Raw genomic sequence first — 24,560 nt, 5'->3', positions numbered from 1 at the left:
TGGCCCGCCCCATTCAGCCGAACCAGAAAGGACACCATGGACATGCACGTGTACATCTCAGGCCCGATCACAGGCCTACCAGAGAACAACTACCCCGCCTTCTTCGAGGCCGAGGAGCACCTCGCCTCCAACGGCATGCGCGTCCTGAACCCGGCCCGCATCCCCGGAGACGACTCGTGGACCTGGGAACGCTGGATGAAGGCGGCGCTCACCATGCAGATGCAGGCCGACGCCATCTACATGCTCACCGGGTGGCGCGAGTCCCGCGGCGCCCAGCTGGAGCACCAGGTCGCCACCGCCACCGGGATGCGGATCTACGGGGCACGGGCATGAGCGGCTACGCAGCAGGCACCAGCGTGCCCGTTGAGCGGTCGCGAGCGGAGATCGAGCGCACCCTGGCGCGGTTCGGCGCCGACGAGTTCGCCTACGGCTACGACAAGGCCCGCGCTGTGGTCCAGTTCACCGCCAGCCAGCGCCGCGTGCGCTTCATCCTGTGGCTTCCGGACCGTGCTGCGCGACGATTCACCCACACCCCCACCGGCAAGAGCCGCACGCCGGAGCAAGCTGCGGCGCAGTGGGAGCAGGGATGCCGGGAGGCATGGCGCGCGCTGGCCGAGGTCATCAAGGCCAAGCTCGTGGCCGTCGATACCGGCATCGTCGGCTTCGAGGAGGAGTTCGCCGCGCACATCGTCCTCCCGGACGGCTCATCTGTCGGCGACTGGCTGCTCCCGCAGATCGCCCACGCCTACGAGCTCCACGAGATGCCCCCGATGCTCGCCCTTGATGCGCCGAGGGCCGAATCATGACCGCCGCCGAGTGGATCGCCGAACGTCGCGAACTGCTGGACGCCGCGACCGAGGGCCCATGGGTGGCCGAGTTCTCCGGGGAGACTGGCGACTGCGTTGTCCCGCACGACGCGCAGTCGACGATGGAGGCCGTAGCGATCACGCGCCTCTACCACTGCGCCGGAGACGCCAACCTCATCGCCGATGCCCGGACCTCCCTGCCCGCTGCCCTCGACGCGCTGGAGGCCGTGCTGGCCGAGCATGAGCGGGGGCACTTTGGCCCCATTCTCGGCTTCAGGTGTCGGCGCTGCATCACTGGATCGGCCGGGTATGCCGTCCCATCCCCCTGGCCATGCGGCACTGTCACCGCCATCGAGTCCGCGCTCAGGGGCGAGTCGTGAAGCGGCGGCTCAGGACTACGCGCCTGCGCAATTCGCACTTCGGCCCATATCTGCACGTCCCTCACCTCAATGGCGCGGGCAGCATCGTGCTCGCCACGTCGAGGCATGGTCTCAAGCCCTTCGGGATCAGGCTTCCGCATCAGGTCTACCTCAAGGACGCCCTGACCGTCATGCGCAGGGAGAGCGCCACGGAGCTATGGGCGCTCCCCGTCGGCGTCAAGGGCGCGTGGGTGCAGCTCGTCGGGCCAGAGCCCGGCGCGACCCACCCGAGCGAGCCGCGACGGCTGGCCGACTCATGACCCGCCCAGCGCTGACCCTGCTTGCCGTCCTGGCCGTCACCGCCGGGCTGCTGGCCCTCATCGACACCCACCGCGAACGCCCCGACTGGGACGACTACCGCGACGCACTCAAGGAGGAGCGACTGTGACTGACCTCTACGTCCTGCGAGACATCGACAACCGCGACGACGACGGCGCGCCCTACGAGACCGAGCCCACCACATTGGCCGATCTCGCCAACTACATCGACGGCCCCCTGCTCTCCGACCTCACCGACTATGGCGGCGACGAGGTGCGACAGATCGCCGCCGAGATGCGCGGGGGGCGATTCAGCGACGAGTCCCGCGCCCGCCTCCGTGAGCTATCGGTCCACGTCCGGAAGGCCGACTCATGACCGACCTGACCCCCGAGCGGCTGACCATCCTGAGGGGCATGGTGGCGACGTCCGGCACCTACTCGACATGCATCCCGGGTCGCGACCTCCGCGCCCTCCTGGGCGCCGCCGAGGAACGGGACCGGCTGGCCGCTGCGGTCGAGCGGGTGCGGGCGCTGCACGTGGGCGGGTGGGGATGCGGCAATCCGTCGCACACCAACCCCAAAGTTGGCTGCCCGGATTGCTTCATGGAGTGCGACGCCTGCGCTGAGATGTGTCCCTGCGCCACCATCCGCGCCCTGGATGGCACCGACGCTGACGCCGACCGCATCCTCCGACTCCGCCGCCTCGCAACCCAGCCGATCGACACCCCCGACGGCGACGCGATCCTCGTCGCCGACGTGCTCGACATCCTTGACGACAAGGGTGGACCCGACGAGCTGGACCGTTTGCGCGTCACCGTGCAGCGCGTACGGCAGTTGGCCGAGCAGTACGAGGCCGACGCCCAGAGCGAGGGCTACGGCGGTGAGTCGTGGGCCACGACCAGGGCAGCCATCCGCCGCGCGCTGGAGGCGCCTCATGAGTGACGACCGCCGCGCCGTCCTCCAGCCCAACGGCGACCTCATCGAGCCCATCGGCGACCGCGACCGGCTGCTCACCACCAGTGACGGGCGACAGTACGTCAGCCGCAGCTACGGCCCATGGGAAGCCGCCGGCGTGCAACCGCTACCGGGACGGGAGCCACTGCTGTGAGACACCCCGACTGCCACTGCCCCCAAGCCGTCCACGAATGCGGCCAGTACGCCACCTACATCACCCACAAGTGTCACTGCGACGTGTGCCGCGCCGCCAACCGCGACAAGGAGCAGATCCGCCGCCGCGCCAAGCTGTACGGCCGCTACCACATGGTCGACGGGGATCCGGTCCGCGCCCACCTCCGTAGCCTGATGGACGCCGGGATGGGCATCAAGACCATCGCCCGCGCCGGCGGCTGGCAGGGCTCCGGCACCATCGGCGCCATCCTGTACGGCAAGTGGGCCGATCACCCCGACCACCCCGAGTACCGGCCCCCGCGGAAGCAGGTCACCGGCGACGTCGCCAACCGCATCTACGCCATCCGCCCCGCACTCCAGCCCGGCGCCAAAGTGGACGCACTCGGCACCACCCGCCGATTGCAGGCCCTCGTCGCCCGCGGCTACTCGCTGCTGCGCATCGCTGACGCGCTCAACATCGGGCACCTGGCGGTGTGGCGACTCGTCCACGGCGAGTCCGCCCGCTGCCTCGAATCCACCCGGATGGCTGTCGCCGCACTGTTCGATCAGTGGTGTGACACCCCGCCGCCCGTGAAGACCGGCTACCAGGGCGGATCAGTCACACGCGCCCTCGGCCTCGCCAAGCGCAACGGCTGGCAGCCTGCCGCCGCCTGGGACGACATCGACCTGGACGACGCCCCCAGCCTTGGCGAGCCGGACCCCGCACTGCGAACCCCTAGCGGGCGCGCCAACCGCAGCACCGTCCACCCCGACGACATCCGCCTGATGCTCGCCACCCACTCCACCAGCTGGGCAGCAGCCGCACGCCTTGGGGTCAGTCGCCCCTACCTGCTCGAGCTCGCCAAACGGCACGGCATCGAGCTCCCCAACCACATCCGCGTCGGCGACGCAGACCACGGCCAGATGCGCCTGGAAAGGAAAGCGGCATGAGCACCATGCTCCCCACCCTGCCCGGCCTCGTCGAAGGCATCGTCGCGCAGGACCTCCTCGGCTGGGCGGTCCAGTGCCGCGGATGCGGACACATCGGGCGCGGACGGTGGGTGCTGCTCGCCGTCCTCGACGGTGGCCTCCGCTTCCACGAGTGGCCCGACGGCACCAACCCGCGACTCTGCCGCGACTGCCGCCTCGCCCGCGGCTGCACCTGCTACTACTGCGCCGAAGAGCGGAGGCATACGCGATGATCCCCTCCCTCGGCTCCAATGGGACGCCTGGCACCCACCGCCGCACCCAGGAAGCCATCGACACACTCGGGCGCCTCGAGAAGGCAGCCAACCAGCGCGTCCGCGAAACCAACGCCCTGGCCGACCTCCTCATCCGCCATCGCCCCGTGATCCTCCAGTGCCTCCAGTCGCTGGTGGTTGTGGACCCCCGCCGCCGGGATGCCGTCCACGAGCTCCTCGGCCAGATCGACCGCACCGCCGCCGCCCGGAAGGCAGTCGACGACATGACCGCCGCCGTCAACGGAACCAACCAAGGAGCCCTGCTGTGAGACTCGCAATCGCAGACCCGCCCTACCTCGGCCGGGCCGCGCTCTGGTACGGCGGCAAGGGTGCCACCAAGTGGCCCGGACACCAGCCACGGACCAAGGGCCGAGGACCGAACTCCGTCGAGTACCACCCCGACGCCGCCCGCTGGGACGACCCGATAGCGCACATCGCGCTCATGTCCCACATGGAACGCGAGTACGACGGGTGGGCTCTCGCCGCCTCGAGCAAGACCCTCGCACCGATCATCGGAGCGGCCGACCTGCACGGCGCACGCCTCGCCGTCTGGCAGGTCACCAATGCGATCCCCGACGGCGCCCGAGTCCGCTCGACATGGGAGGCCGTGTTCGTCCGCGTCCCCGACGGCAGACGAGCCGCCATCGCCGGCATGACCGTCCCTGATGTCCTCCGCGCGCCCCATCCGATGGCGGGATTCGTCGGCACGAAGCCGCCCGCCTGGACCCGCTGGGTGCTCGACATGCTGGGCTTCGACCCTCACCTGGACGAGCTCGAAGACCTGTTCCCGGGCTCGGGTTCCGTCAGCCATGCCGCGGGGGTGCTGTTCTGATGATCACGCCTGCCGACGACTACCACCGCTGGGAGGCCGAGGTCCGCGACCCCGCCAAGGCCAACCGCGAGCCTGAGTGCAAGCTCAAGCACGGCCACGAAAGGGTCGAGTACTCCATCGCCCAGATCCCCGGCGGATGGGCCTGGCGCTGCTACGCCCAGGTCTCCGACTACTCCGGATCGGCCTCCTCGTGGAACGGCCCCGTCCCCACGCGAGACGACGCGCTCGCGGCCGCGCTCACGTTCGCCACCAGCGCCCTCAGCGGCAGCCCCGACAGCGTGCTCGCCGCCCGCATCAACCCCGACCAAGGAGTCCTCCTGTGAGAGTCATCGGCTTGGACCTCAGTCTCACCGCCACCGGCTTCGCCCTCATCGAGGACGACACCATCACAGTGCGCACCATCACCAGCAAGCCGTCCGGCGACAGCTTCGCCGACCGTCACTCGCGGCTCCACAACCTCGTCGCCAACATCCTGTGCAATCACCTGCCCACCGGGCCCATCGACCTGGTCGTCATCGAGCAGCCCGCGTTCTCCCGCACCACCGGCCACCACCACGACCGATCGGGGCTTTGGTGGATGGTCGTCGACGCGATCTGGGGTTGGCGCGAGGAGATCACCCCCATGGCCGAGGTGTCGCCCACCACCCTGAAGAAGTACGCCACCGGGAAGGGCAACGCCGCGAAGGACGCCGTGCTGCTCGCCGTCGCCCGCCGCTACCCGCACGTCGACATCCGGGACAACAACATGGCCGACGCCCTGGTGCTCGCCGCGATGGGCGCCCGCCACCTCGAGCACCCCATCGACGACGTGCCCCAGCTCAACCAGACCGCCATGGCCGCTGTCAGGTGGCCGTCGTGAGCACCTACCGCTACGCCGTCAAGGTGGGTCGCCCCCGGCGCGTGCAGTCCTGGGGCTTCTGGTGCGAGGGGTGCGAGACGCAGTTCGGATACTGGGCGGACCGCCTCGCCGCAGCGCTGAGGGCCCGCGCCCACTCCGCCATCTGCGAAGACCTCCACCGCGCGAACTGGGGCGCCGCCTGCCCGTCCTGCAAGGCCTACGGCCGCGTCGCCAAAGCCTGCCCCGTCTGCCTCGGAAGGGGATGGTGCAAATGACCGTCTTCCGCCTGTGGTCCGCCGTCAACCAGCTGTCCACCAAACCGCAGCCCTCGGCCACCTCCGACTGGTGGAACCTGTGCGACGACTGCAACCACCTCAACGGCCCCCATGACACAGAGGACGCCGCCGCGGCCGCCGCCCACCGGTGCAGGCTTCGCAAGCCCGAGAGGAAGCCGCCCGCCGACCGCAACCAGGGCCGCACCTGGACCGAAGCTGAGGATGATCTGGTTCGCACTCTCCCGCCGTCGCAAGCGGCCCGCGCCGTTGGTGTGTCGCCCACCACGATCACCCGACGCCGCGCCCACCTCGGCGTCGCCCAGGCGCGCGGCAAGAACTTCGAATGGACCCCCGAGCAGGACGCCATCCTCGCCGCCCGCAGCATCGACGACGCGATGAGGCTCACCGGGGCCAGCAAGTCGGCCGTGGAGTGGCGGCGCAAGCAACTGCGCAAGAGCGGAGCCATCGAGCCACGCGCTCCCCGTGTCCCCTGGACCGCCGACGAGGACGCCATTGTCGCGGCCCACAGCATCAGTGAAGCCGCACGACTGCTGCCCGGCCGCAGTGCCGAGAACATCCGCCACCGCCGCTGGAAGCTGACCCGCCAAGGCGTCGAGCTGGCATTCGTCGGCACCCCCGGGCCCAAGACGAAGGCGGCGTGATGGCCTGGTTCAAAGTGGACGACAAGCTCCACTCCCACCCGAAGAGACATCGCGCCGGGCTCCGCGCCATGGGGCTGTGGGTGATCGCTGGAAGCTGGGTTGGCGATCAACTCACAGACGGATTCATCCCAGCCGACATGCTCGTCGCCCTGGGCGGCAAGCCCGCCGACGCGAAAGCCCTGGTGGATGCCGGGCTCTGGGAGCGGATGGAGGGCGGCTGGCGCTTCCACGACTGGGAGGGCCGAAACCCCCGCCGCGAGGACGTGGAAGCAGACCGGGCCGCCTGGCGGAAGCGCCAACAGGACGCCCGCGAGCGAGCCCGGGCCAGAGCGAAAGAGGGTGCCTGATGTCACGCTGTCACGCCCATGTCACGCGTGACGCTGTGACATGTCACGCGGGGTGTCACGCACCTGTCACGCCGTCCATGTCACGCACCTGTCACGCCGTCCCGTCCCGTCCCGTCCCGACCCGACCCGTATATACCTACCGGACTCTCGCTCTGAGGTTGGTTGCTTCTGCATCCAATCAAACGACTGCAACGCGCGAGGCGATTGATTGGCGGCAACGCCGATGATGAGCCGAGAAGACGCCATCCGCATCGCCGAGACCGCCACAGCGATACGACCCGACTGGCTGCGCACATCCATCGTCACCGTCCTGGCCGACTTCCGCGACAGACAACCTCGAGACGTCCACCTCGCCATGGTCTGGGTCGCCTACGACCCCGCCACCAAGACGCCGGCACGGCTCCGCGAGGACGGCCCCTGGTGGCACCTCGCATCCACACGACAGCCCGGCGTCGCACCGGCACTGCCCGCCTGGCACGACCGCTACGCCGACACCCCCAAAGCAACCCCCGAACAGATCGCCGCCATCCGCGCGGCACGGAAGGACGCAACGTGAGCAGCAGATCCGACGCCGACCACTTGACGGCTGACTTCGCCGGGGCTGTTGCCTACTGTGCCAGCGGGTGTGCCGACGGCCATCTCGCCCAGTGCATCGACCAGGAGTGTCGAGGCTGTCGGCCACGCCTGGCCGAGCTCGGTCTTCTGTGCCGACACTGCCACGGTCGGCTGGTCTCGCTGATCGGGCCGGCCATGCCAATCGAGGAGGCGGAGCGCAGAGCGGAGTCCGTCGCGACCGTCGCCGCCTGGCTGGCCGCCAATCTGGGTCAGCACCTGAGGGGCCCTGGCGACGGCGCTCGCGGCCGGACGGAGTCGATGGACCGTACCGTGGACGCCGCCTGCGCGATGTCGGACCTGCAGGTCAAGCTCTACGAGTGGGCCGTGAGCGTCGCCGAACACCACCATCTCCGCGGACCACTCGACACCACCCCCGAGACGGTAGCTCGCTGGCTGCGGCAGCGGATCGAGGCGCTCGCTCGCTGGGCCCCTGCGGCCGAGATGATCGACGACTTGCACGAGGCCATCGAGAGCGCCCACTTGGTCGCGCCGTGGCGACCAGCGGACCGGCCATGCGTAGGCGTGTCCTGCCCTGCCTGTCACCAGAAGACGCTCCGCATCCCGGCCGGCGAGATCGACGTCTGGTGCTCCACCTGCGGCGCCGTCCATGACCGGGCCGTGTACGACAGGCTGGCCGCACTCCTGGCCTGGGAAGCCAACGTCGAGCAGAGACTCGCCAGAGCTGGCCTGGAGGTCGACGGGCTCGCCACCCTCACGGAGCTCCACCGTGCACTGGAGATCCCTCGTGAGACGCTCAGGCGATGGTGTAAGAACGGTGATGCGTTAGAGGCTGTGGGGTGCGTGGTGTCTGACCGGAGCCTGTTGTACGCGACATTCGACGCCGTGGTGCTTGCTACTCGTCTCAGGAGGTTTTGAAATGGTATGGTCATGGCGGCGGCAGGAGTGTCTCTAGTGGCGATTCGCAACGATTTCCGGGACGACGAAGCCCTCACCTCCTTCGTCAAGTCTGTGGCCATCGAGCAACTGTCGCGCGCCAAGCGCATCGAGAAGGCCGTTCCCGGTGAAGGCCGAGCACCCTCAGGCAACTCGGAGGATCTGCGCCGGTCGGGCAACTCCAAGCTGACCCTTGCTCACCAGTACGAGACGACGCTGAAGCGACAGCTGAACGCCGACAGGATGTTCCAGGCCGGAGAGTCGGAGATGCTGCGCATGGAGCTCGCGGGGCTCCAGTTCGCGCTACTCACACTGGCCTACCAGTACAGGGATCGCCCAGGCTACGACGACCGATGGGGTGCCAAGCCGGGCGGAGTGGCGCGCCAAATGCGCGAGAGCCGGTCGCGCTAAGCTGGCGACCGAGCCCCCGACACGCCCCCCCAAGGTGTCGGGGGTTTCGCATACCCGGAGGGATCACATGAGGCGCCCCGACTCCCGCCGCATGAAGAAGCTCCGCGCAGAGTTCTTCGAACAGGGCCGGCGGCTCGATGCCGACCCGGCGACCCGGCACCTGGCCAACTGCTGGTTGTGCAAGCAGCGCATCGACTACGTGGCCGATCCCAGTACCACGCCCGACAGTCACAACCTCGACCACTACACGCCCTTCGCTGACGCGCCCGAGCTCCTCGAGGACGTGACCGGATTCCGCCACAGCCACTTCAACTGCAACAGCAGCCGCGGCAAGCGCGCCCCATCCCCCGGGCTCGGTGAAGCGCTCGACGAGTGGTGGTGACCTCGTGACCATCGTCGTGGTGTACGGGCCCCCGGGCAGCGGCAAGACCACCCACGTCAACGAGCACCGCAAGCCCGGCGACGTCGTCATCGACCAGGACGCCCTCTGCGCTGCACTGGGCTCCCCCGATGACCACGACCACCCCGAGCACATCAAGCGCATTGCAGGTGCAGCCCGGGCCTCCGCCATCCGTAAGGCCATCGACCTTGGCGTGGATGCGTGGGTCATCGACACATGGCTCCGTACCCAGATCACCCGGGAGCACCCCGGATCCCAGTACCTACTGGTCGATCCCGGACAGACCGTCACGCTGCAGCGGGCACGACGAGCAGGCAGGCCCGACGAGGCCATCAACGCCATCCATCGCTGGTACCTGAACCCGCCTACACCGCCACGGGCTGCGGTGATCGAAGAATCGAACACCGACAAGTCTGCGCCGGCGGACCTGGGGGCCGGGATCACCGACTGGTGGTGAGTGTTCGAATAGTTCGCGCCCAATCCTGTGAAAAATCTAGCCTTAGGGGTCGGGGGGGACGAGCTTCGGGGGGAGCAGTCCTCTCTCCCCGAAGATGCCGATCCGGGGGTCGCGCGCGAGAATCCTCAGGAAGTGTGCGAATACGGAGGTTCCGATGCCTGAAAGCTTCGACGACACCACCGTCCTGGGCGCCTTGAACCGTTCGATTATGACCGCGACGCACCTGGAGCCGAAGCACGCCGGCGCGGTTGCCGCTGCCCGTGCCCTGGCCGCGAAGATCGACGCCTGGGACACGATCGTGCAGTGGGCGATCGAGGACGCGCACGAGTCCGAGGCGCGAGGCGCCCGCCCGTCGGTCCCGGCGAACGACAACACTTCGCTCCCGAGCTTCCTCAAGTACCTGGAGTCGCTGCAGTTGGTCCCGCCGGCGGCCGAGAAGGCCAAGCCGGGGCCGGCACCCACGGCTTCCCCTGCACAGCAGGCGCTGAATGACATGAGGAAGGGCCTCGGCCAGCCCCTGAGCGTCGTTTCCTGAGGGCGGTGAGCGCGTGTTGAAGATCACGCACGGGTTCACCGAGCCCCGGATATTCACCAAGCCTCTCCGCGAGTTGACGCCGGAGACCTCGCGCGGCTTCGAGTGCATCGCGTTTGCTGAGAACGTGCTGAGGGTCCACCTCCTGCCGTGGGAGAAGTGGTTACTGATCCACCTCCTCGAGCTCAAGCTCAACGGCGCGCTGAGGTTCCGCAAGGCACTGGTCATCGTCGCTCGCCAGAACGGCAAGACGTTGATGGCCGCGATCCTGGCGGCGTTCTTCCTGTACGTCGACTCGGTGCGCTGGCCCGAGCTGGTGCAGCCCCGCGACTTCGTGGTGGTGGGTGCCGCTCAGAAGCTGGACATCGCCATGAAGCCGTGGACTCAGGTCCGCCGCTGGGGCGGTCCGGACGATCCGCGTATCGGTATCGCGCACGACCGTGTGCCGCTGCTGCAGGGCGCTACCCGGATGCCGCGTACGTCGAACGGCGAGACGGAACTGGTGACCCACGAGGGCGCCGTGTACCGCCCGCGAACCTTCGACGGGGCCCGTGGCTACTCATCGGCGCGGCTACTGCTGGACGAGCTGCGCGAGCAGTACGACTATGAGGGCTGGTCGGCGATCGAGAAGTCGGCGACGGCCATGTTCGACTCGCTGCTATTGGCATTCAGCAACGCCGGCACGCACCGCTCGGTGGTGCTCCGCGACGTGCGCGACATCGCGCACGAGTCGGTCGACAAGCCTGAGGCGCAATGGTTCGTGGCCGAGTGGTCAGCCCCGCCTGATGCGACGCTGGACGATCCCAACGCTTTCGCGCAGGCCAACCCGTCGGCCGGCTACCTGCCGGGGATGACGATCGAGGGCCTGATGCAGACCGCGGCCGAGGCGAAGAACAAGTCCGTGGAGCGCATCGAGGTCCTGTGCCAGTGGGTGACGCAGGGCATCGAGCCGCACATTGAGCCGTCCGAATGGAAGGCGCTGCAGGTTGCCCCTGGCGATCTGGTGATCCCGAAGGGCGCCCGCACGGTCTGGGGCGTGGACACGTCGCACGACCGCTCGACGACGTGGGTGTCCGCCGCGGTCGTGACGGACTCGGGGCTCCCGCTGGTGACGGTGCGCACGAAGCGCCCGGGCATCATCTGGGCGGTCGACTTCGTTAAGGAGTTGGCCGACAAGTCAGGGCACCGCGAGGTGGCCGTACAGGTCAAGGGCTGCCCCGCGGCCGAGCTGGTCAAGCCGTTGAAGAAGGCCGGCCTGATTGTTCACGAGCTTGACGGCTCGATGTGCGCGATCGCTACGGGCCGGATCCATGACCGGGTACGCGACAAGGCTTTGGTCATCACCGAGCAGCCCGACGTGGACCTGGCCGTCGAGGGCGGCCTGACGATGAAGTACGCCGAGAATCAAATCTGGTCCCGCGAGAAGTCGACACCAGTGGACATCGCCGGCCTGTGCGCCGAGACGTGGGCGCTGTACGCGCTTGAGGTGCTGCAGCCGCCGCCGAAGAAGGAAGCCCCGGCGCCGCCGAAGGCCGCGGTGCTGGACGACGTGGGGCCGAGTGACTACATGCGGGGCGAGCCGAACCTCGCAGAGATGCAATTCTAAGGAGGTCGGGATGCCGGAAATTGGCTACCAAGTTGAAGACCTCCTTTCGTGGGGCACCATGTCCACGGACACGGCTGAGGCGAACCCGGCGCTGCGCTGGCCGCAGTCGCTGGACGTGTACGGCCAGATGCGACTGGATGCGCAGGTGAAGTCGACACTGTTGGCGGTGTCACTCCCTGTACGCCGCGCGAACTGGGCTTTGGACGCGACGGGATGCCGCCGCGAAGTGGTGGAGGTAACCTCCCGGGACCTTGACCTGCCGATCCGTGGCGAGGCGCCCGTGCCGTCGGCGAATCGTCGCCGGGGTCGCTTCTCGTGGCAGGAGCATCTACGCCTGGCGCAGCTTGAGGACGTGTTCGGGCATTCGGTGTTTGAGCAGGTCGGCGAGATTGAAGACGGGCTCTGGCGGCTTAAGAAGCTCGCGTGGCGCCCGCATCGCACAATCTCGGAGTGGAAGGTCGCCAAGGATGGCGGACTCGTCCATGTCAAGCAGCACGGCGCCAAGAAGCCTATCCCGGTTGAGCACCTGGTTGTGTATACCCGCGACCGCGAGGGCGGTAACTGGGTTGGACAGTCGCTGTTGCGCGCGGGCTACAAGAGCTGGCTGCTGAAGGACCGGATGATGCGGGCACAGGCGCTGACGGTTGAGCGCAATGGTCTGGGCATCCCGGTCTACACCGGTGCGCCGCTGCCTGAGGGCGTTGAGATGACCACGGCTGAGGTCGAGGCATGGCACGCTGCGCAGCGCGACGAGGGCTTGAAGCTGGCGAAGGGGCTACGGGCCGGCGAGAACGCGGGCGTGTCGATTCCCGCCGGGGCGAAGCTGGAGCTGATGGGCGTCTCCGGGAAACTCCCGGACACTGATGGCCCGATTCGCTACTACGACGAGCAGATCGCGCGCGCCGTCCTGGCGCACTTCCTGAACCTCGGCACCGAGACAGGCTCATGGGCCCTCGGCTCGACGTTCGCAGACTTCTTCGCGTCGTCGCTGCAGGCCTCGGCGCTGCATCTGGCCGACGTAACACAACAGCACGTCATCGACGACCTGGTTGACCTCAACTGGGGCGAGTCCGAGCCAGCTCCGCGGCTTGTGTTCGACGAGATCGGTGCGTCAAGTCCGGCAACCGCCGAGGCGATCAAACTGCTCGTGGATGCGCACGTGGTCATCCCTGATCGCTCGCTCGAGGAGTACCTGCGCCAGCGATACAAGCTGCCAGTCAAGGACAAGGACGCGGAGGAAGCCGAGCCCGATGAGGTGTCGGACGCCGATCGCGCACGGTTCGCGGCCGAGACGGTGCAGAAGGTCTACCTCGGCGTAGGCCCCGTGATCGACAAGGACGAGGCGCGCGACCTGGTGCGCCGAGCCGGTGCGGCCCTCGGGCCCGGAAGCCCCAAGGAGGGCGAATGACCAACCTGACCCCCGAGCGTGAGGGCGAGACCTATATCCCGTCGCACCCGCGCGCACAGGCCCGAGCCGCCGGCATCCTTGCCGCGGTCGGCGAGCCTGCCGCGCCCAACTGGTACCGCATCGAGGCCAAGGCCGACGGCACCGCCGAGTCCGCGGCCGACGTGTACATCTACGACGAGATCGGCTACTGGGGCACGTCCGCGAAGGACTTCACTGCACAGGTGGCCGGGCTCGACGTGGACACGATCAACCTGTTCGTCAACTCTCCCGGCGGTAACGCGTGGGACGGGGTGGCGATCATGAACGCGCTTCGGCGTCACCGCGCCCGCGTGCAGGTCACCGTCGACGGCATCGCGGCATCGGCTGCGTCGCTGATCTGCATGGCTGGCGATCACATCACCATGAACCGCTCGGCGCAGATGATGATTCACGACACCAGCGGCATGGCCTGGGGCAACGCGCAGACGATGCGCGAGACGGCGGACCTGCTGGACAAGCTGTCCGACTCCTACGCCGACGCCTACGCGAAGCGCGCTGGTGGCACCCGTGCACAGTGGCGCGACGTGATGCGCGCCGAGACCTGGTACACGGCCGAGGAGGCCGTCCTGGCGGGCGTTGCTGACGAGTGGGACGGCTCCGCTGACACGAAGGCCGCCGCGCACGACTTGTCCCGATTCACCTACGCGGGGCGCCTGGCCGCCCCGGCTCCTGCGCTGCCCGCTGTGGCCGCGCTCCATGTTCCCCCGGCGACTTCCGAGCCGGGTCAACCAACCGAAAGGCAGGACGCGATGTCCGACTCCTTCATGGCTGGGCTCCGCGAACGGCTCGGGATCTCCGATGCCGGAACCTCTGAGGATGCCGTTCTGGCCGCCCTCGACGAGGCTCTCGCCGAGCAGGCCGACGCCCCGCCCGCCCCCGTGGCGGCGCTCCCCGAGGGCGTGGTGGCCATCGAGGCCGCCATGCTGAACACGATGCGCTCCGAGCTCGACGAGCTGCGCGCGATCCGCACCGAGCAGGCCGACGCGACCCGCGCCGCACTGGTCGAGGCCGCGATCGCCGACGGCCGGATCCCGCCCGCCCGACGCGAGCACTGGGTCGCTGCACTCAAGGCCGACGAAGAGGGCATGGCTCCCGTGCTCGCGTCGCTGGCCCCGAACACCGTCCCGCTGGCCGAGATCGGCCACTCCGACGACGTGGAGACGTCCGACGAGGTCCTGTACACCAAGGCGTGGGGCTCCACGCGGAAGGAGGCCTGAGCCATGGCTCAGCACGTCCACAAGTTCACCCCCGGGGCGGCCATCACCCTGACCGCCGAGGCCGCGGTCACCGCTGGCCGTCTGGTCATGGTCACCGGCGACAACGAGGTGTCCCCGGCCACCGCCAACTCGTCCGCATGGCTCGGGGCTGCGGCCACCGACGCCGCGATCGGCGAGAAGGTCCTCATCCTCCGCGGCGGCATCCAGGGAATTGAGGCTTCCGGCGCGATCGCTGCCGGCGCCCTGGTGGTCGCTGCCACCGACGGCAAGGTGTCCGCGCTGGCCGCGGTGACCACCCCCACCGCTGCCGATGTCACCAACACCCGCGCCATCGTCGGGGTTGCCCTGACTGGCGGCACCAACGTCCCCGTGCTCGTCGCACTGGATCGCTGAGAGAAGGAACCATGAGCTTCACGTACCCCCCTTCCGCGCCGGTCATCGGCGCTGACATGACCACGGTGGAGATCCACCACCTCCTGAAGACCCCGACGCTCCTGCGCCGGCGACTGCTGGACATCCTCACCCAGAAGTTCATCGCGGACTTCCTGTTGGCCGGTCGCTTCCAGGCGGTCGGCGGGGCGATCCTGTACGAGACCGGCGAGGAGATCATGCCCGCTGACTCCGCCGAGGCCGTGGCCCCGGGCGGCGAGTACCCGCGTACCGTCCTGACCTCCGGCGAGCTCGCCGCGGCCAAGACCGTCAAGTGGGGCCTCGACACCCCGGTGACCGATGAGGCGATCTCCCGTCTCGGCTTCACGCCGGTGGAGAAGGCGCTGCGGAAGCTCGCCAACGGCAACATCCGCGACGTCGACGCCGTGGCCCTGGCGGTCATCGCATCGAAGATCACCCAGACCATCTCCGTGACCACCACCGGCACCCACAACGTCAACACTGGCGCGTGGTCCACCGATGACGCGATCATCGAGGGCGTCCTGGCGGTCAAGGCGAAGGCCGAGGAGCTCAACGGGTCGCAGGTGTTCGACTACAACACGGTCGTCCTGAAGCCCACCCAGTTCGCCAAGGTGGCCGGGAAGCTGATCACGGGTGGCCTCGTGCCGCGTGAGCAGCAGAACGCGATCCTGACCGGCGTGATTCCGGACTACCTGGGCCTCACCTGGGCCACCTCGGCCCACGTGCCGTTCACCGATCCGATGCTGGTGGACCGCGAGCAGCTGGGCGGCATGGCGGATGAGGCGCTGGCGAGCCCCGGCTACACCGGCCTCGACGGCGTGCAGGTCAAGTCGATCCGTGACGAGTTGAAGGACTCGTACGATCTGCGGGCCCGTCGCGTCACCGTCCCCGTCGTGCTGGAGCCGCTCGCCGGCGTCATCATCGACGACACGGGCCTCTGATGCCCGCCCGGTTCCGCGTGGTCGCGGCTGTGGCTGTGGCCCGCGTTCCGGGGCCACGTCGCGAGGTGTACATCTACCGCGGCTCGCTCCTGCCCGCCGAGGTCGAGGCGGCCGAGTCTGCCCGGCTAGTCAAGCGGGGGCTGGTCGTGGAGGTCCCCGTCGAGCTGCCGGTGATCCAGGATGGCGCCGAGTTCGTCGAGGGCGCTGCCGGGGTCGACCCGGACGCGCCCACGGTCGAGGCCGAGCCGGTCAAGCCCGTCAAGCCGCAGGCCCCCAAGCCTGCCGCGAAGTAGCAGAGAGGGGGCGACGTGGACATCGAACCTGATGAGATCAGCGACAGCTACGACACTGGTCTCGTGGTCCTGGCGTACGCCGCGACCGTCGCCCCCTGTCTCGACTCGCTGGACAACCTGCCCCGCGCGAAGGCGGTGGCGATCCTTCGCAGGGTCGCCGGTGAGCTGCCGGGCACTGGCATGTCGCGGGTGTCGCAGCAGTCGCGTAACGGCACCAGCGTGTCCTTTCGTGATGTCGGCGACGTGTTCACGGCCAACGACCGGTCGGCGCTGCGTGCCCTGTGTGGCATCTCGCCGTCGGCTGCCGCTGCCCCTGTCGGGAGCTTCCCGACCTCAGGGCTGGTGGCCGCGATCTGGCCGGAGTCGTCGTGAGCTGGGGCACCTTCTGGTACCCGCACACCGTTACGGTGCGCGACCTTCTGCCCAGCGGCGGACTCGGCGGCGGCTTCGGTGCGCCCCGGACCCTGGCCGCTGAGGTGCTCGACAGGCAGGAGTTGGTGCGCGACGCGTCCGGCGCCGAGGTGGTGTCGTCGTCTCAGGTCAGCCTGCCGCTTCCCGAGCACGTCCCTGTCGGGTCGCTGGTGACGGTGTGGCCCGGGCTGCCTCAGGAGCGCGAGGCAAGGGTCCTGTCGGCGGCGATCAACCCCAACGACCCGCCGCTCGACGCCTACCTCCTGTTGTCGCTGGAGTAGGCCCCCACTAAGGGCAGGTCGCGCCTTCACGCAACTCAACGACGTAGACGCCGGGGTTGAGCCCGAGGGCCTCCCCGCCCTTCTCCCCGACCGCCAGCCTTCCGTTCGCCTGCCTGTTGTACGCGCTGTCGGTCGTGCCGTCGATGCAGTTGATTTCGATGAAGTAGCCGCCGTCAACAAGGGGCTGGGAGGCCAGTTCGGCGCTGAGGATCCAAGCCTGTTGAATCGTGAGGGGCTCGCTGATCCAGATCATCGCCCGCTGTCCATCAAGCTCGATCTCGTGACTGATCGGATCTTCGGCGATCATCTCGAGGCGGACGCGCGAGCCACTCGGGGCGGTGCTCCCGGCTGCGGGATCGGTGTTCGCCGCCGTCAGTGTCCACGACGGGTCGCGTAGCTCTCCACCGATTGCATACGAGACGTCGAAGCCGAGCTCGTTCAATTCCCTGCCTGCGTCAAAGGCGGCCATCCCCGCGACGTCAGGGATGGCCACCATCGCAGGCTCCGGTGAGTCCGTCTGTGTCGCGACGGGAGCAGTGGTCGTCACCTTGACCGTGGCGCTCGGGGCGCCATCTGCCGCCGAGCCATTCCCGGCTGCGCATCCGGACAGCAGGAGCGCGGCGGCGATGCCGACAGATCGAAGTTTCATTCATCCAGCGTATCGGGGGCCTGATGGTCAAGGTGTACGACGCGAAGCTGACGCAGATCGAGCAGGCGGCGCAGGCCGCAATGGTGGAGACCGCCAAGGAGGTCCTCCGAGTCGCGAAGTCCCTGGCCCCGAAGGAGTCCGGCAAGCTTCGCCGCTCCGGCAAGGTCGAGACCGACTTCAAGTCCGTGTCGGTCGTGTTCAAAGGGCGCTACGCGTGGATCCAGCATGAGCGCCTCGACTTCAAGCACCCCAACGGCGGGCAGGCGAAGTATCTGGAGGCGGCTGTCGAGCAGTCGGGCGCCAAGCAGAAGATCGCCGACGGCGTGAGGGTGAGGCTGAAGTGAACGACCGAGACCTGACCATCGCCATCTGTGGGCTGCTGGGCGAACTGCCCGGCTGGTCCTGGTCCGAGACGGGCACGTACCCCGCTGATCGCGTGGGCGTGTTCTACGGGCCCATCCCGGATGCCCCTGACACGGCTGTGGGTGTGCGCGTCTACGGCGGCACCGACGACGTGGAGGTCTACGGGCCGACGCGCAGCGTGCAGCTCCTGATTCGCGGCGCCCGCAACCAGCCTGACTCCGCCGACAAGCTCGCGTCCCTGGCGTTCCTGATGATGCAGGGGCGGATGCGCACCGGTGGCATCAACCACATCCAACGAACTTCCTTCGGGCCGCTCGGGGCCGACGGAAACGGGCGCGAAGAACGCTCAGAGAACTACACGATTCAGCTCGACAACCTGGAGGCCGTGCTCGGGTTCGCCATCGGCGCATTCGGCATCGACCCCTTCGGGGTCTAGGCGCCCGGCCTAGCACTCCACCGTCCCGGGCCGCACTTCCGCGTGCTCCGCGAAATCACGCTCGACAACCTGGAGGTTTCCCCATGAGCGACCACCCTTACGTCCCCGTCCCGGCCTCCACGTCGCTGGGCAAGTCCTTCGAGTACGGCCTCGATGTCAACCTCGGCACCACTGGCTCGCCGTCGTGGCAGCCCGTGCGCCGCATCTCGGGCTGGACTCCTTCCTTCCCGGCCACCACGCAGGACGTGGCGACCTACGACGACCGCGGCGCCCCCTCCGAGGAGGTCACCGCACGCGGCTTCGCGGCCTCGTTCACAGTGCAGGGCAACCGCTCGCTGACCACAGGCGCCTACCTCCCTGAGGTCGAGGCACTGATGGCCGCGGCGAGGGGCACCGGCAACACTGCCGTGCTCGAGGTGCGCTGGTACCACAAGCCCGATGTGGGCGCACCGAACCCGGACGACGCCGGCTCGGCCCTGGTGACTGTCGAGGTCACTCGCCAGAACTCCGGCAATGCGGAGATCGAGTCCTTCTCGGTCACGCTGACCGGCCGTGGGCGTCCGCAGACGATCACCAACCCGTTCGCCGGCTGGGACGCCACGGCCCCTGTGATCACGGGTGTCGCGTCGGTCGACGGCCCCGCTGCTGGTGTGGGCGACATGGTGACGATCACCGGTTCCGGCTTCCTGGGCGCCACCTCGGTGACGTTCGGCGTGACTGCTGCGACGGAGTTCGCGGTCATCAACGGCGCGACCATCGTCGCGACCCTGCCCGCCGGCTCGGCCGGCTCGGTCGACGTGACGGTTGTCACGCCGGAGGGCACCTCGAACGCCTTCCCGTACACGCGGGCCTGACATGGGTGCCGTCGACTTCGCGGAGTGGGCGGCCCCCGGTCTGGAGTTGACGTTCGGGGGTCGCACCTACGTGGTGCAGCCCCCGAGCGTCGCCGCCGGTCGGCAGATCCTGGCCGCTGCGATTCGCGGCGAGGTGGCGTTGGGCTGGGTTCCTGGCCCGGTGCCGCCGGAGGTGCAGGAAGTCCTGGACTCCATCGGCGACAACCACCCCGGCCTCGGTCGGGACGTGTACGAGCAGATGGTGGCCGACGACGTGCCGCAGGCCAGCATCGACAGAATGGCCTACTACGCCGTCTTCTATTGGGCGCGCGGCCGCGAGTACGCCACGAACCTGGCGCGGCTCCTGTGGTCCACCGAGGGCTTGTCCGGCGGTGAGAAGCAGGGCCCAAAAGGCTAGAGACCGCGGAGGATTGGGCGCCGTACGGCATTGGCACCCCTGATGCGGACGGCTGGTTCTCTGACTACCGCCCAGTCCCCGCGGAGCTTCGACCCGAGGTCCCGACTCCGGTCATCAAGGCGCCGACCATCGACGGCTCGCTGTCTGCGATCGCCGCCCATTGGCGGATCGTGGTGGCCGAGATGGCCGAGGTGTACGGCGTCGACCTGTATGACCCGGCGATCCTGGCCCGTCCGTGGCCGGGTGTGCGGACCATGATCTTCGCCCTGCTTGAACGTCCTCACGGTCACCTGCGGGCCGCTCTCACTAGGAGGTGACCCGATGAGCAAGTCCATAGTCACCGAGCTCGAAGTTCTGTTCACCACCGACACCTCCGCCGTCGACAGGGCGGTCAAGGACACTGCGGCCAAGGCGAAGAAGATCGAGGACAAGCCGGTCAAGCAGAAGGTCGACGGCGACGTCAAGGACGCCCTGGCCGGCATGGGGCGCGTTGAGGCTGAGGCGAAGAAGATCGTCTCGGCCAAGACTGTCGCCACAGTGGACGCGAACATTGAGCGCGCCGAGAAGAATCTGACCCGCACCCAGGAGCGACTGGACTACCTGCGCTCCGTGGAGACGGACCTTGAGGTCACCGCCGACATCACCCGCGCCGAGAAGGCGTTGGAGCGCGCCGAGCGGCAGCGGGACGCCCTGGTATCGGCGAAGTCGAAGATGGAGGTCGACGCTGACACGGCGAAGGCTCAGGCCGAGCTGAAGCAGCTGACCGACACGGCGAAGACCGAGGGCCGCGAGGCGGGCAAGCAGGCGGGCTCCGGGCTGGTGTCCAACCTGGACGGCGCGACCCGTGGCGTCGGCGAGCGGGTCGGCCAGGTCGTCGGTGGCGATATCGGCAGCAGCCTTGAGGATGCGCTCACCGCGATCCCCGTTGCGGGCGGCATCATCCTGGCGGGCGTGGCGATCGGCAAGGCCATCGTCGGGGCCGTGCAGGATGGGCTCAACGTGGAGCTGGGCCGCGACCGACTGCAGGCACTCACAGGGCTGGACCCGGCGCAGGCGGCACGCATGGCCGACGCCGCCGCTGAGGCGTACGCCAGCGTGTTCGGCGAGTCGATCGAGGCGAACATGGACACGGCGCGACTGGCGCTCCAGTTCGACCTGATCCAGCCCGAGGATTCGCGGCGCTCGGCGGAGCTGGTGATCCAGGGCCTGGCCGGTATCGCGGACGTCCTGGGTGAGGACGTGCTCCCGGTAGCCCGTGCTGTCACCACGATGCTCCGCACCGGGCTCGTGAAGTCAGCCGATGAAGCGTTCGATGTGCTCGCGGCAGGCCAGCGCGAGGGCGTGAACCTGGGCGAGGATCTCCTCGACACGTTCAACGAGTACGGCAGCGTCTTCGCTTCGCTGGGCATCAGTGGCAGCGAGGCGCTTGGCCTGCTGAACCAAGGGCTTAAAGCCGGTGCGCGCAACAGCGACGTGATCGCGGATGGACTCCTCGAACTGCGCAACCTGACCACGGACATGTCGGACGACACCAGGGCCGCGTTTGACGCTATGGGACTCAGCGCGGAGGAGACCGCCGCGAAGATCGCCGCAGGCGGACCCCATGCAAGGGAGGGCCTCGACCAGATCCTCGACGGACTCCGAGGAATCGAGGACCCCCTAGCTCGCAACGCCGCAGGGATCGACATCTTCGGCACCAAATGGGAAGACACGGCCGGGGCACTTGGAGCCTTGGATCTCACGAACGCTGTCGACCAGCTCGACGGCGTCGCGGGCGCGGCGAGAACGATGTTCGACACCCTTGCCGACAACGACGCGACCAAGATGGAGGAAGCCAAGCGCAACATCGAGGTTGCCGCCGACGGGATCAAGGGCGCCCTTGCCGCCGCATTCTCGGAGCCGCTGAGCGAGGCGGCCGAGTGGATCAGCTCGAACCGCGGCCCACTGCTGCAGTTCTTCCAGGATCTGGTGAACGGCGCCATCGACTTCGCCGTCGCGGCGAACACCGGGATTGGCGACTTCGTGTCGGGACCGCTCGCGGACATGCTGGAGGGGCTCGCCGCCGTGATCGAGTGGCAGACCTTCGGGCTCGCAGACACCTCGGGGATGACCGAGCTGGCCGACGGGATGCGCGGCTTCGGCGACACCACGGATAAGGCCAACGAGAAGCTCGAAGGGATGCGCGAAAAGTTCAACGGCTTCGCCGACGCGCAGGTGGCACTGGGATTCGTGCATGACGCGGCGAAGCTGACCGCTTCGGCGGTCGCCGGGCTGGGTGTCGCGGCTGACGGCTCCAAGCTGAGCATGGAGGGGCTGGAAGAGGGGAACCTGCAGGCCTCCGACTCGGGGAAGGTGCTCCACGGGCAGATCGTTGAGACGATCACGGCGCTGGATAATGAGCTGGCTGCGGCTGCTGCGGCCGGTGAGGGTCAGGGCGCCCTGGCGGACCGGTACGCGGTGGCGACGGACGCGATCGTGGACCAGCTCGTGCAGATGGGCTTCACCGAGGACCAAGCCCGCGACCTGATCAACACCTACGCGGAGGTGCCGGGCAGCAAGTCGACGGCTGTCTCCGCGCCGGGCGCGACGTCCTCGAAGCAGTACATCGACGACATGAAGGCGGCGATCGACAAGCTGCCGGCGGAGAAGCAGTCGAAGATTCGCGCACTGCTGGACTCGGGGGACGTGTCCGGTGCCGAGCGTGAGCTGAACTACCTTGCGCGGGCGAGGACTGCGACCGTCTACGCCCGCGTGCAGTCGGTGCAGCAGGCCGCACAGCGCGCCGTCTCCGGATCCGGGTACAACGTCTACAACGCCACTGGCGGTGTTCTGGATTTCATGGCCGCCGGGGGTATCCGCGGGCTCAACCCGATGCAGCCGATCGCGCAGATGGTGCCGCCGAACTCTTGGCGGGTGGTGGGTGACCGTGGCGACGTCCCTGAGGCGTACATCCCGCTGGACGGGTCGGCCCGGTCGCTGGCGATCCTGCTGGAGACGATACGACGCTTCGGCGGCATGGCCATGGCCGGCGGCGGCATCGTCGGCGCACTGCCCAGCGGTGGCACCGGCACCGTCGTCAACCGGCATTACAACGTGACGGTCCCCAAGGACGCGTTCCGCTCGTGGAACCACTTCGAGGCGTTCCTGTCGAACATCGACCATCACGCTGAACTGGCTGGAGGGCCTCGATGACAACGCTCTACGGCGCCTGGGTTCCGAACTCGACGACCACGGCCCGAATGCGGCTGCGGCTGGACTACACGGTCCCGACGCCGACGCTGGGCCAGACGAGCGTGACCGTGACGGGCACGGTGCGAGTGGAGGCCCGCTACTCGTTCTACGACACGAACAACGTGTTCGCCTGGTCGGGGACGCTGCTGGGTTCCGGCTCCGGGTCGAAGTCCATCAATGTGGCGACCGATGGCTCGCAGCAGATTCACTCGTTCTCGGTCGCGGTGGCACTGGGCAGCTCGGCGCAGTCCAAGTCGGTGGCGTTCTCACTGCGCGGAGTCGACTACGTGGGCGCCTCGAACACGGCCAGCGTGTCGGCGACCGTCACGATTCCGTCCCGGGTGATCACGGCCCCGAACGCCCCGACTGGCGTGAGCGTGGCGCGCGTGTCCGACACCCGCCACGACCTGGCCTGGTCGGCATCGCCGACGACAGACCGGCCGGTCGCCTCGTTTGAGATCCAGAAGTGGCAGCTGTCCGACAACCGGTACGACCCGCAGGCTTCGGTGACCGGCTCGGCCCGCGCCTACGTCGACAACGGCAACCACCCCAACGACCAGTTGGAGTGGCGGATCCGGGCCGTGAACGCGGCCGGCGCCTCCGCCTGGGTCTACTTCCCGGCGGTGTGGACCACCCCGGCCGCCGCGACGGGCGTGCAGGTGGCCCGAGTGGGAGCCGACGCGACGGTCTCGTGGACGATCAACGCCCGCGACGCCACCCACCAGGACTTGCGCTACCAGTCGTCGAGCGATGGCGGTGCCACGTGGTCGGCGTGGGCGTGGATCACCGGTCACACCGCGTTCTCGAAGGACGCGACGAGCCGGACGGTTGCCGCCGGAACCCTCAACCCGGCGCTGGTGCACCGGATCGGTGTGGTGTCGTCGCGCAGCAACCCCAGTCTCGGCATCGGCGACCTGTACGGGTATAGCGCCGCGTCGAGCCCGTTGCAGCTGCTCACCGCCCCGCAGGCACCCACCCCCCTCGGGCCGCAGGGCGCCGTGTCGTCGCAGGACGCTGTCGCGCTGCGTTGGCGCCACAACTCGGTCGACACCACCGCCCAAACGTTCGCCGAGGTGGAGCACCGCCCCGCCGGCGGTAGCTGGACCCTGGAGACGGTCACCGGCGCCGACCAGGAGCTCACCCTCCTGGTCGGCGAGTGGCCGGTGGGTGGCGTCGAGTGGCGGGCCCGCACGAAGGGCGAGCACGCCGACTGGTCGCCGTGGTCGGCGGTGGCCACGTTCCAGGTGGCGCAGCCGCCCGCGCTGGCGATCACCGACCCGACGAACGGGACGACCATCCCGTCGAACAGGTTCACCGCCACGGTCGCCTACTCCGACCCGCAGGGCGCCCCGATGGTCGGCTGGCGCGGCGAGCTGTACCGCGACGGGCAGCTCGTCGAAACCCTGACCGGCACGGGAGCCGCCAACCTCATCACGTTCAGCAGGGCGCTGGACAACGGCATCGCGTACTCGGCGAAGGTGTGGGCGACGTCCGGCTCCGGCCTCACCTCCGCCCCGGACGAGGCGACGGTCACCGTCGAGTTCGCCCGCCCGACCCGCCCCCTGCTCACGGCCGTGTGGGACGAGCCGAACGGCACCGTGCAGCTCGCAGCCACCAACCCGGAGGGCGACGTGTCCGCCTGGACCGGCACCCCGCACGAGTCCACCTCGACCCGCCTCCGGGCAGGAGCGACGGTCACGAACCTGGCCGTCAACCCGTCGTTCGAGTCCGACGCCGACCTGCCGGCCGGCGCCGTCGTCTCGACTGAGTGGGCCGCGTCCGGTACCCGCTCCCTGTATGTGCCGCACGGCTTCTTCGGCCTGTCCCCGTTCGGCACCACCCCCTTCGGACTCTGAGGAGAATCCCATGCCATTCCCTACTCTTCCCGCTGACGGCACGACGCCTTGGGGCGACCAACTGAGGTCATGGG

38 protein-coding genes are annotated in these 24,560 nt (G+C 68.6%); 37 read left to right on the top strand and 1 reads right to left on the bottom strand.

What is annotated here, in order from left to right:
- Positions 1-36: 36 nt before the first annotated feature.
- The 31 genes from H5399_RS05220 to H5399_RS05075 all read left to right on the top strand — a co-directional run bounded on the left by H5399_RS05220 (position 37) and on the right by H5399_RS05075 (position 16,700).
- Positions 37-333 carry a DUF4406 domain-containing protein gene (locus H5399_RS05220; RefSeq protein ID WP_182781994.1) on the top strand — a complete coding sequence of 99 codons (297 nt, stop codon included), beginning with the start codon at positions 37-39 and terminating at the stop codon, positions 331-333.
- Positions 330-806: a hypothetical protein gene (locus tag H5399_RS05215; RefSeq protein ID WP_182781993.1), complete on the top strand. Its 477-nt coding sequence runs from the start codon at positions 330-332 to the stop codon at positions 804-806. Before H5399_RS05220 ends, H5399_RS05215 begins: the two co-directional genes overlap by 4 nt.
- Positions 803-1,186: a hypothetical protein gene (locus tag H5399_RS05210; RefSeq protein ID WP_182781992.1), complete on the top strand. Its 384-nt coding sequence runs from the start codon at positions 803-805 to the stop codon at positions 1,184-1,186. Before H5399_RS05215 ends, H5399_RS05210 begins: the two co-directional genes overlap by 4 nt.
- Complete coding sequence (locus H5399_RS05205; protein WP_182781991.1) at positions 1,183-1,485, top strand: hypothetical protein; 303 nt, start codon at positions 1,183-1,185, stop codon at positions 1,483-1,485. Before H5399_RS05210 ends, H5399_RS05205 begins: the two co-directional genes overlap by 4 nt.
- The gene (locus H5399_RS17905; RefSeq protein WP_255422075.1) at positions 1,482-1,613 is read left to right on the top strand and encodes a hypothetical protein; all 132 of its coding nucleotides are present in this window, start codon (positions 1,482-1,484) and stop codon (positions 1,611-1,613) included. Before H5399_RS05205 ends, H5399_RS17905 begins: the two co-directional genes overlap by 4 nt.
- Complete coding sequence (locus H5399_RS05200; RefSeq protein ID WP_182781990.1) at positions 1,610-1,858, top strand: hypothetical protein; 249 nt, start codon at positions 1,610-1,612, stop codon at positions 1,856-1,858. Before H5399_RS17905 ends, H5399_RS05200 begins: the two co-directional genes overlap by 4 nt.
- Positions 1,855-2,424 (top strand): hypothetical protein, encoded by a 570-nt coding sequence (locus H5399_RS05195; RefSeq protein ID WP_182781989.1) that lies wholly within the window; start codon positions 1,855-1,857, stop codon positions 2,422-2,424. The genes H5399_RS05200 and H5399_RS05195 overlap by 4 nt, the downstream gene beginning before the upstream one ends.
- Entirely contained in the window at positions 2,417-2,590 is a 174-nt protein-coding gene (locus tag H5399_RS05190) for a hypothetical protein (protein ID WP_182781988.1), read from the top strand. The genes H5399_RS05195 and H5399_RS05190 overlap by 8 nt, the downstream gene beginning before the upstream one ends.
- Positions 2,587-3,540 (top strand): hypothetical protein, encoded by a 954-nt coding sequence (locus H5399_RS05185; RefSeq protein WP_182781987.1) that lies wholly within the window; start codon positions 2,587-2,589, stop codon positions 3,538-3,540. Before H5399_RS05190 ends, H5399_RS05185 begins: the two co-directional genes overlap by 4 nt.
- The gene (locus tag H5399_RS05180) at positions 3,537-3,791 is read left to right on the top strand and encodes a hypothetical protein (protein ID WP_182781986.1); all 255 of its coding nucleotides are present in this window, start codon (positions 3,537-3,539) and stop codon (positions 3,789-3,791) included. The genes H5399_RS05185 and H5399_RS05180 overlap by 4 nt, the downstream gene beginning before the upstream one ends.
- On the top strand, positions 3,788-4,099 hold the full coding sequence (locus H5399_RS05175) for a hypothetical protein (RefSeq protein WP_182781985.1): 312 nt from the start codon (positions 3,788-3,790) through the stop codon (positions 4,097-4,099). Before H5399_RS05180 ends, H5399_RS05175 begins: the two co-directional genes overlap by 4 nt.
- Positions 4,096-4,662 (top strand): hypothetical protein, encoded by a 567-nt coding sequence (locus H5399_RS05170; protein WP_182781984.1) that lies wholly within the window; start codon positions 4,096-4,098, stop codon positions 4,660-4,662. The genes H5399_RS05175 and H5399_RS05170 overlap by 4 nt, the downstream gene beginning before the upstream one ends.
- Positions 4,662-4,985, top strand: coding sequence for a hypothetical protein (locus H5399_RS05165; RefSeq protein ID WP_182781983.1), 324 nt, complete (start codon positions 4,662-4,664; stop codon positions 4,983-4,985). The genes H5399_RS05170 and H5399_RS05165 overlap by 1 nt, the downstream gene beginning before the upstream one ends.
- Positions 4,982-5,521, top strand: a complete 540-nt coding sequence (locus H5399_RS05160; protein WP_182781982.1) for a crossover junction endodeoxyribonuclease RuvC — start codon at positions 4,982-4,984, stop codon at positions 5,519-5,521. The genes H5399_RS05165 and H5399_RS05160 overlap by 4 nt, the downstream gene beginning before the upstream one ends.
- Positions 5,518-5,775 (top strand): hypothetical protein, encoded by a 258-nt coding sequence (locus H5399_RS05155; RefSeq protein WP_182781981.1) that lies wholly within the window; start codon positions 5,518-5,520, stop codon positions 5,773-5,775. The genes H5399_RS05160 and H5399_RS05155 overlap by 4 nt, the downstream gene beginning before the upstream one ends.
- The gene (locus H5399_RS05150) at positions 5,772-6,437 is read left to right on the top strand and encodes a hypothetical protein (RefSeq protein WP_182781980.1); all 666 of its coding nucleotides are present in this window, start codon (positions 5,772-5,774) and stop codon (positions 6,435-6,437) included. The genes H5399_RS05155 and H5399_RS05150 overlap by 4 nt, the downstream gene beginning before the upstream one ends.
- On the top strand, positions 6,437-6,784 hold the full coding sequence (locus H5399_RS05145; RefSeq protein WP_182781979.1) for a hypothetical protein: 348 nt from the start codon (positions 6,437-6,439) through the stop codon (positions 6,782-6,784). Before H5399_RS05150 ends, H5399_RS05145 begins: the two co-directional genes overlap by 1 nt.
- A 223-nt stretch (positions 6,785-7,007) precedes the next feature.
- The gene (locus H5399_RS05140; RefSeq protein ID WP_182781978.1) at positions 7,008-7,340 is read left to right on the top strand and encodes a hypothetical protein; all 333 of its coding nucleotides are present in this window, start codon (positions 7,008-7,010) and stop codon (positions 7,338-7,340) included.
- Between the two features lie 194 nt (positions 7,341-7,534).
- A complete protein-coding gene (locus tag H5399_RS05135; protein ID WP_182781977.1) occupies positions 7,535-8,275 on the top strand; it encodes a hypothetical protein in 741 nt (246 codons plus the stop codon).
- 36 nt (positions 8,276-8,311) lie between these two features.
- A complete protein-coding gene (locus H5399_RS05130) occupies positions 8,312-8,704 on the top strand; it encodes a hypothetical protein (RefSeq protein WP_182781976.1) in 393 nt (130 codons plus the stop codon).
- A gap of 67 nt (positions 8,705-8,771) precedes the next feature.
- Positions 8,772-9,086, top strand: coding sequence for a hypothetical protein (locus H5399_RS05125; RefSeq protein WP_220490856.1), 315 nt, complete (start codon positions 8,772-8,774; stop codon positions 9,084-9,086).
- Between the two features lie 4 nt (positions 9,087-9,090).
- Positions 9,091-9,561 (top strand): AAA family ATPase, encoded by a 471-nt coding sequence (locus H5399_RS05120; protein ID WP_182781975.1) that lies wholly within the window; start codon positions 9,091-9,093, stop codon positions 9,559-9,561.
- 154 nt (positions 9,562-9,715) lie between these two features.
- Positions 9,716-10,096: a hypothetical protein gene (locus tag H5399_RS05115; RefSeq protein WP_182781974.1), complete on the top strand. Its 381-nt coding sequence runs from the start codon at positions 9,716-9,718 to the stop codon at positions 10,094-10,096.
- A gap of 13 nt (positions 10,097-10,109) precedes the next feature.
- A complete protein-coding gene (locus H5399_RS05110; RefSeq protein ID WP_220490855.1) occupies positions 10,110-11,699 on the top strand; it encodes a terminase large subunit in 1,590 nt (529 codons plus the stop codon).
- A 10-nt stretch (positions 11,700-11,709) separates the two neighbouring features.
- On the top strand, positions 11,710-13,107 hold the full coding sequence (locus tag H5399_RS05105; protein ID WP_182781973.1) for a DUF935 family protein: 1,398 nt from the start codon (positions 11,710-11,712) through the stop codon (positions 13,105-13,107).
- Complete coding sequence (locus H5399_RS05100) at positions 13,104-14,363, top strand: head maturation protease, ClpP-related (RefSeq protein WP_182781972.1); 1,260 nt, start codon at positions 13,104-13,106, stop codon at positions 14,361-14,363. The genes H5399_RS05105 and H5399_RS05100 overlap by 4 nt, the downstream gene beginning before the upstream one ends.
- A 3-nt stretch (positions 14,364-14,366) precedes the next feature.
- Positions 14,367-14,756, top strand: coding sequence for a capsid cement protein (locus H5399_RS05095; protein WP_182781971.1), 390 nt, complete (start codon positions 14,367-14,369; stop codon positions 14,754-14,756).
- An 11-nt stretch (positions 14,757-14,767) separates the two neighbouring features.
- Complete coding sequence (locus tag H5399_RS05090; protein WP_182781970.1) at positions 14,768-15,715, top strand: hypothetical protein; 948 nt, start codon at positions 14,768-14,770, stop codon at positions 15,713-15,715.
- On the top strand, positions 15,715-16,008 hold the full coding sequence (locus tag H5399_RS05085; protein WP_182781969.1) for a hypothetical protein: 294 nt from the start codon (positions 15,715-15,717) through the stop codon (positions 16,006-16,008). The genes H5399_RS05090 and H5399_RS05085 overlap by 1 nt, the downstream gene beginning before the upstream one ends.
- A 15-nt stretch (positions 16,009-16,023) precedes the next feature.
- Positions 16,024-16,380: a hypothetical protein gene (locus H5399_RS05080; RefSeq protein WP_182781968.1), complete on the top strand. Its 357-nt coding sequence runs from the start codon at positions 16,024-16,026 to the stop codon at positions 16,378-16,380.
- Entirely contained in the window at positions 16,377-16,700 is a 324-nt protein-coding gene (locus H5399_RS05075) for a hypothetical protein (RefSeq protein ID WP_182781967.1), read from the top strand. Before H5399_RS05080 ends, H5399_RS05075 begins: the two co-directional genes overlap by 4 nt.
- Positions 16,701-16,707: 7 nt before the next feature.
- Here H5399_RS05075 and H5399_RS05070 read toward each other — a convergent pair whose 3' ends face one another.
- A complete protein-coding gene (locus tag H5399_RS05070; RefSeq protein WP_182781966.1) occupies positions 16,708-17,349 on the bottom strand; it encodes a hypothetical protein in 642 nt (213 codons plus the stop codon).
- A 23-nt stretch (positions 17,350-17,372) separates the two neighbouring features.
- Between H5399_RS05070 and H5399_RS05065 the strand changes: the two genes are divergently transcribed.
- The 6 genes from H5399_RS05065 to H5399_RS05040 all read left to right on the top strand — a co-directional run bounded on the left by H5399_RS05065 (position 17,373) and on the right by H5399_RS05040 (position 24,486).
- On the top strand, positions 17,373-17,693 hold the full coding sequence (locus H5399_RS05065; RefSeq protein WP_182781965.1) for an HK97 gp10 family phage protein: 321 nt from the start codon (positions 17,373-17,375) through the stop codon (positions 17,691-17,693).
- Complete coding sequence (locus H5399_RS05060) at positions 17,690-18,148, top strand: minor capsid protein (RefSeq protein WP_182781964.1); 459 nt, start codon at positions 17,690-17,692, stop codon at positions 18,146-18,148. The genes H5399_RS05065 and H5399_RS05060 overlap by 4 nt, the downstream gene beginning before the upstream one ends.
- 83 nt (positions 18,149-18,231) lie before the next feature.
- On the top strand, positions 18,232-19,002 hold the full coding sequence (locus tag H5399_RS05055; protein ID WP_182781963.1) for a phage tail tube protein: 771 nt from the start codon (positions 18,232-18,234) through the stop codon (positions 19,000-19,002).
- A gap of 1 nt (position 19,003) precedes the next feature.
- Complete coding sequence (locus H5399_RS05050; RefSeq protein ID WP_182781962.1) at positions 19,004-19,399, top strand: hypothetical protein; 396 nt, start codon at positions 19,004-19,006, stop codon at positions 19,397-19,399.
- 321 nt (positions 19,400-19,720) lie between these two features.
- Positions 19,721-22,591 carry a phage tail tape measure protein gene (locus H5399_RS05045; protein WP_182781961.1) on the top strand — a complete coding sequence of 957 codons (2,871 nt, stop codon included), beginning with the start codon at positions 19,721-19,723 and terminating at the stop codon, positions 22,589-22,591.
- The gene (locus tag H5399_RS05040) at positions 22,588-24,486 is read left to right on the top strand and encodes a fibronectin type III domain-containing protein (protein ID WP_182781960.1); all 1,899 of its coding nucleotides are present in this window, start codon (positions 22,588-22,590) and stop codon (positions 24,484-24,486) included. The genes H5399_RS05045 and H5399_RS05040 overlap by 4 nt, the downstream gene beginning before the upstream one ends.
- Positions 24,487-24,560: the final 74 nt, after the last annotated feature.

Origin of the sequence: Tessaracoccus sp. MC1627 (assembly GCF_014164725.1) — a bacterium.
Classification (GTDB): domain Bacteria; phylum Actinomycetota; class Actinomycetes; order Propionibacteriales; family Propionibacteriaceae; genus Arachnia.
This window is presented reverse-complemented; position numbering and strand designations above follow the sequence as displayed.

Excerpts from the sequence above, each read along its gene's own strand:
- H5399_RS05220 (WP_182781994.1), top strand. The coding sequence starts at position 37 with ATGGACATGCACGTGTACATCTCAGGCCCGATCACAGGCCTACCAGAG.
- H5399_RS05215 (WP_182781993.1), top strand. The coding sequence starts at position 330 with ATGAGCGGCTACGCAGCAGGCACCAGCGTGCCCGTTGAGCGGTCGCGA.
- H5399_RS05210 (WP_182781992.1), top strand. The coding sequence starts at position 803 with ATGACCGCCGCCGAGTGGATCGCCGAACGTCGCGAACTGCTGGACGCC.
- H5399_RS17905 (WP_255422075.1), top strand. The coding sequence starts at position 1,482 with ATGACCCGCCCAGCGCTGACCCTGCTTGCCGTCCTGGCCGTCACCGCC.
- H5399_RS05195 (WP_182781989.1), top strand. The coding sequence starts at position 1,855 with ATGACCGACCTGACCCCCGAGCGGCTGACCATCCTGAGGGGCATGGTG.
- H5399_RS05190 (WP_182781988.1), top strand. The coding sequence starts at position 2,417 with ATGAGTGACGACCGCCGCGCCGTCCTCCAGCCCAACGGCGACCTCATC.
- H5399_RS05180 (WP_182781986.1), top strand. The coding sequence starts at position 3,537 with ATGAGCACCATGCTCCCCACCCTGCCCGGCCTCGTCGAAGGCATCGTC.
- H5399_RS05175 (WP_182781985.1), top strand. The coding sequence starts at position 3,788 with ATGATCCCCTCCCTCGGCTCCAATGGGACGCCTGGCACCCACCGCCGC.
- H5399_RS05165 (WP_182781983.1), top strand. The coding sequence starts at position 4,662 with ATGATCACGCCTGCCGACGACTACCACCGCTGGGAGGCCGAGGTCCGC.
- H5399_RS05150 (WP_182781980.1), top strand. The coding sequence starts at position 5,772 with ATGACCGTCTTCCGCCTGTGGTCCGCCGTCAACCAGCTGTCCACCAAA.
- H5399_RS05145 (WP_182781979.1), top strand. The coding sequence starts at position 6,437 with ATGGCCTGGTTCAAAGTGGACGACAAGCTCCACTCCCACCCGAAGAGA.
- H5399_RS05140 (WP_182781978.1), top strand. The coding sequence starts at position 7,008 with ATGATGAGCCGAGAAGACGCCATCCGCATCGCCGAGACCGCCACAGCG.
- H5399_RS05135 (WP_182781977.1), top strand. The coding sequence starts at position 7,535 with ATGCCAATCGAGGAGGCGGAGCGCAGAGCGGAGTCCGTCGCGACCGTC.
- H5399_RS05125 (WP_220490856.1), top strand. The coding sequence starts at position 8,772 with ATGAGGCGCCCCGACTCCCGCCGCATGAAGAAGCTCCGCGCAGAGTTC.
- H5399_RS05115 (WP_182781974.1), top strand. The coding sequence starts at position 9,716 with ATGCCTGAAAGCTTCGACGACACCACCGTCCTGGGCGCCTTGAACCGT.
- H5399_RS05105 (WP_182781973.1), top strand. The coding sequence starts at position 11,710 with ATGCCGGAAATTGGCTACCAAGTTGAAGACCTCCTTTCGTGGGGCACC.
- H5399_RS05100 (WP_182781972.1), top strand. The coding sequence starts at position 13,104 with ATGACCAACCTGACCCCCGAGCGTGAGGGCGAGACCTATATCCCGTCG.
- H5399_RS05095 (WP_182781971.1), top strand. The coding sequence starts at position 14,367 with ATGGCTCAGCACGTCCACAAGTTCACCCCCGGGGCGGCCATCACCCTG.
- H5399_RS05090 (WP_182781970.1), top strand. The coding sequence starts at position 14,768 with ATGAGCTTCACGTACCCCCCTTCCGCGCCGGTCATCGGCGCTGACATG.
- H5399_RS05085 (WP_182781969.1), top strand. The coding sequence starts at position 15,715 with ATGCCCGCCCGGTTCCGCGTGGTCGCGGCTGTGGCTGTGGCCCGCGTT.
- H5399_RS05070 (WP_182781966.1), bottom strand. The coding sequence starts at position 17,349 with ATGAAACTTCGATCTGTCGGCATCGCCGCCGCGCTCCTGCTGTCCGGA.
- H5399_RS05065 (WP_182781965.1), top strand. The coding sequence starts at position 17,373 with ATGGTCAAGGTGTACGACGCGAAGCTGACGCAGATCGAGCAGGCGGCG.
- H5399_RS05055 (WP_182781963.1), top strand. The coding sequence starts at position 18,232 with ATGAGCGACCACCCTTACGTCCCCGTCCCGGCCTCCACGTCGCTGGGC.
- H5399_RS05050 (WP_182781962.1), top strand. The coding sequence starts at position 19,004 with ATGGGTGCCGTCGACTTCGCGGAGTGGGCGGCCCCCGGTCTGGAGTTG.
- H5399_RS05045 (WP_182781961.1), top strand. The coding sequence starts at position 19,721 with ATGAGCAAGTCCATAGTCACCGAGCTCGAAGTTCTGTTCACCACCGAC.
- H5399_RS05040 (WP_182781960.1), top strand. The coding sequence starts at position 22,588 with ATGACAACGCTCTACGGCGCCTGGGTTCCGAACTCGACGACCACGGCC.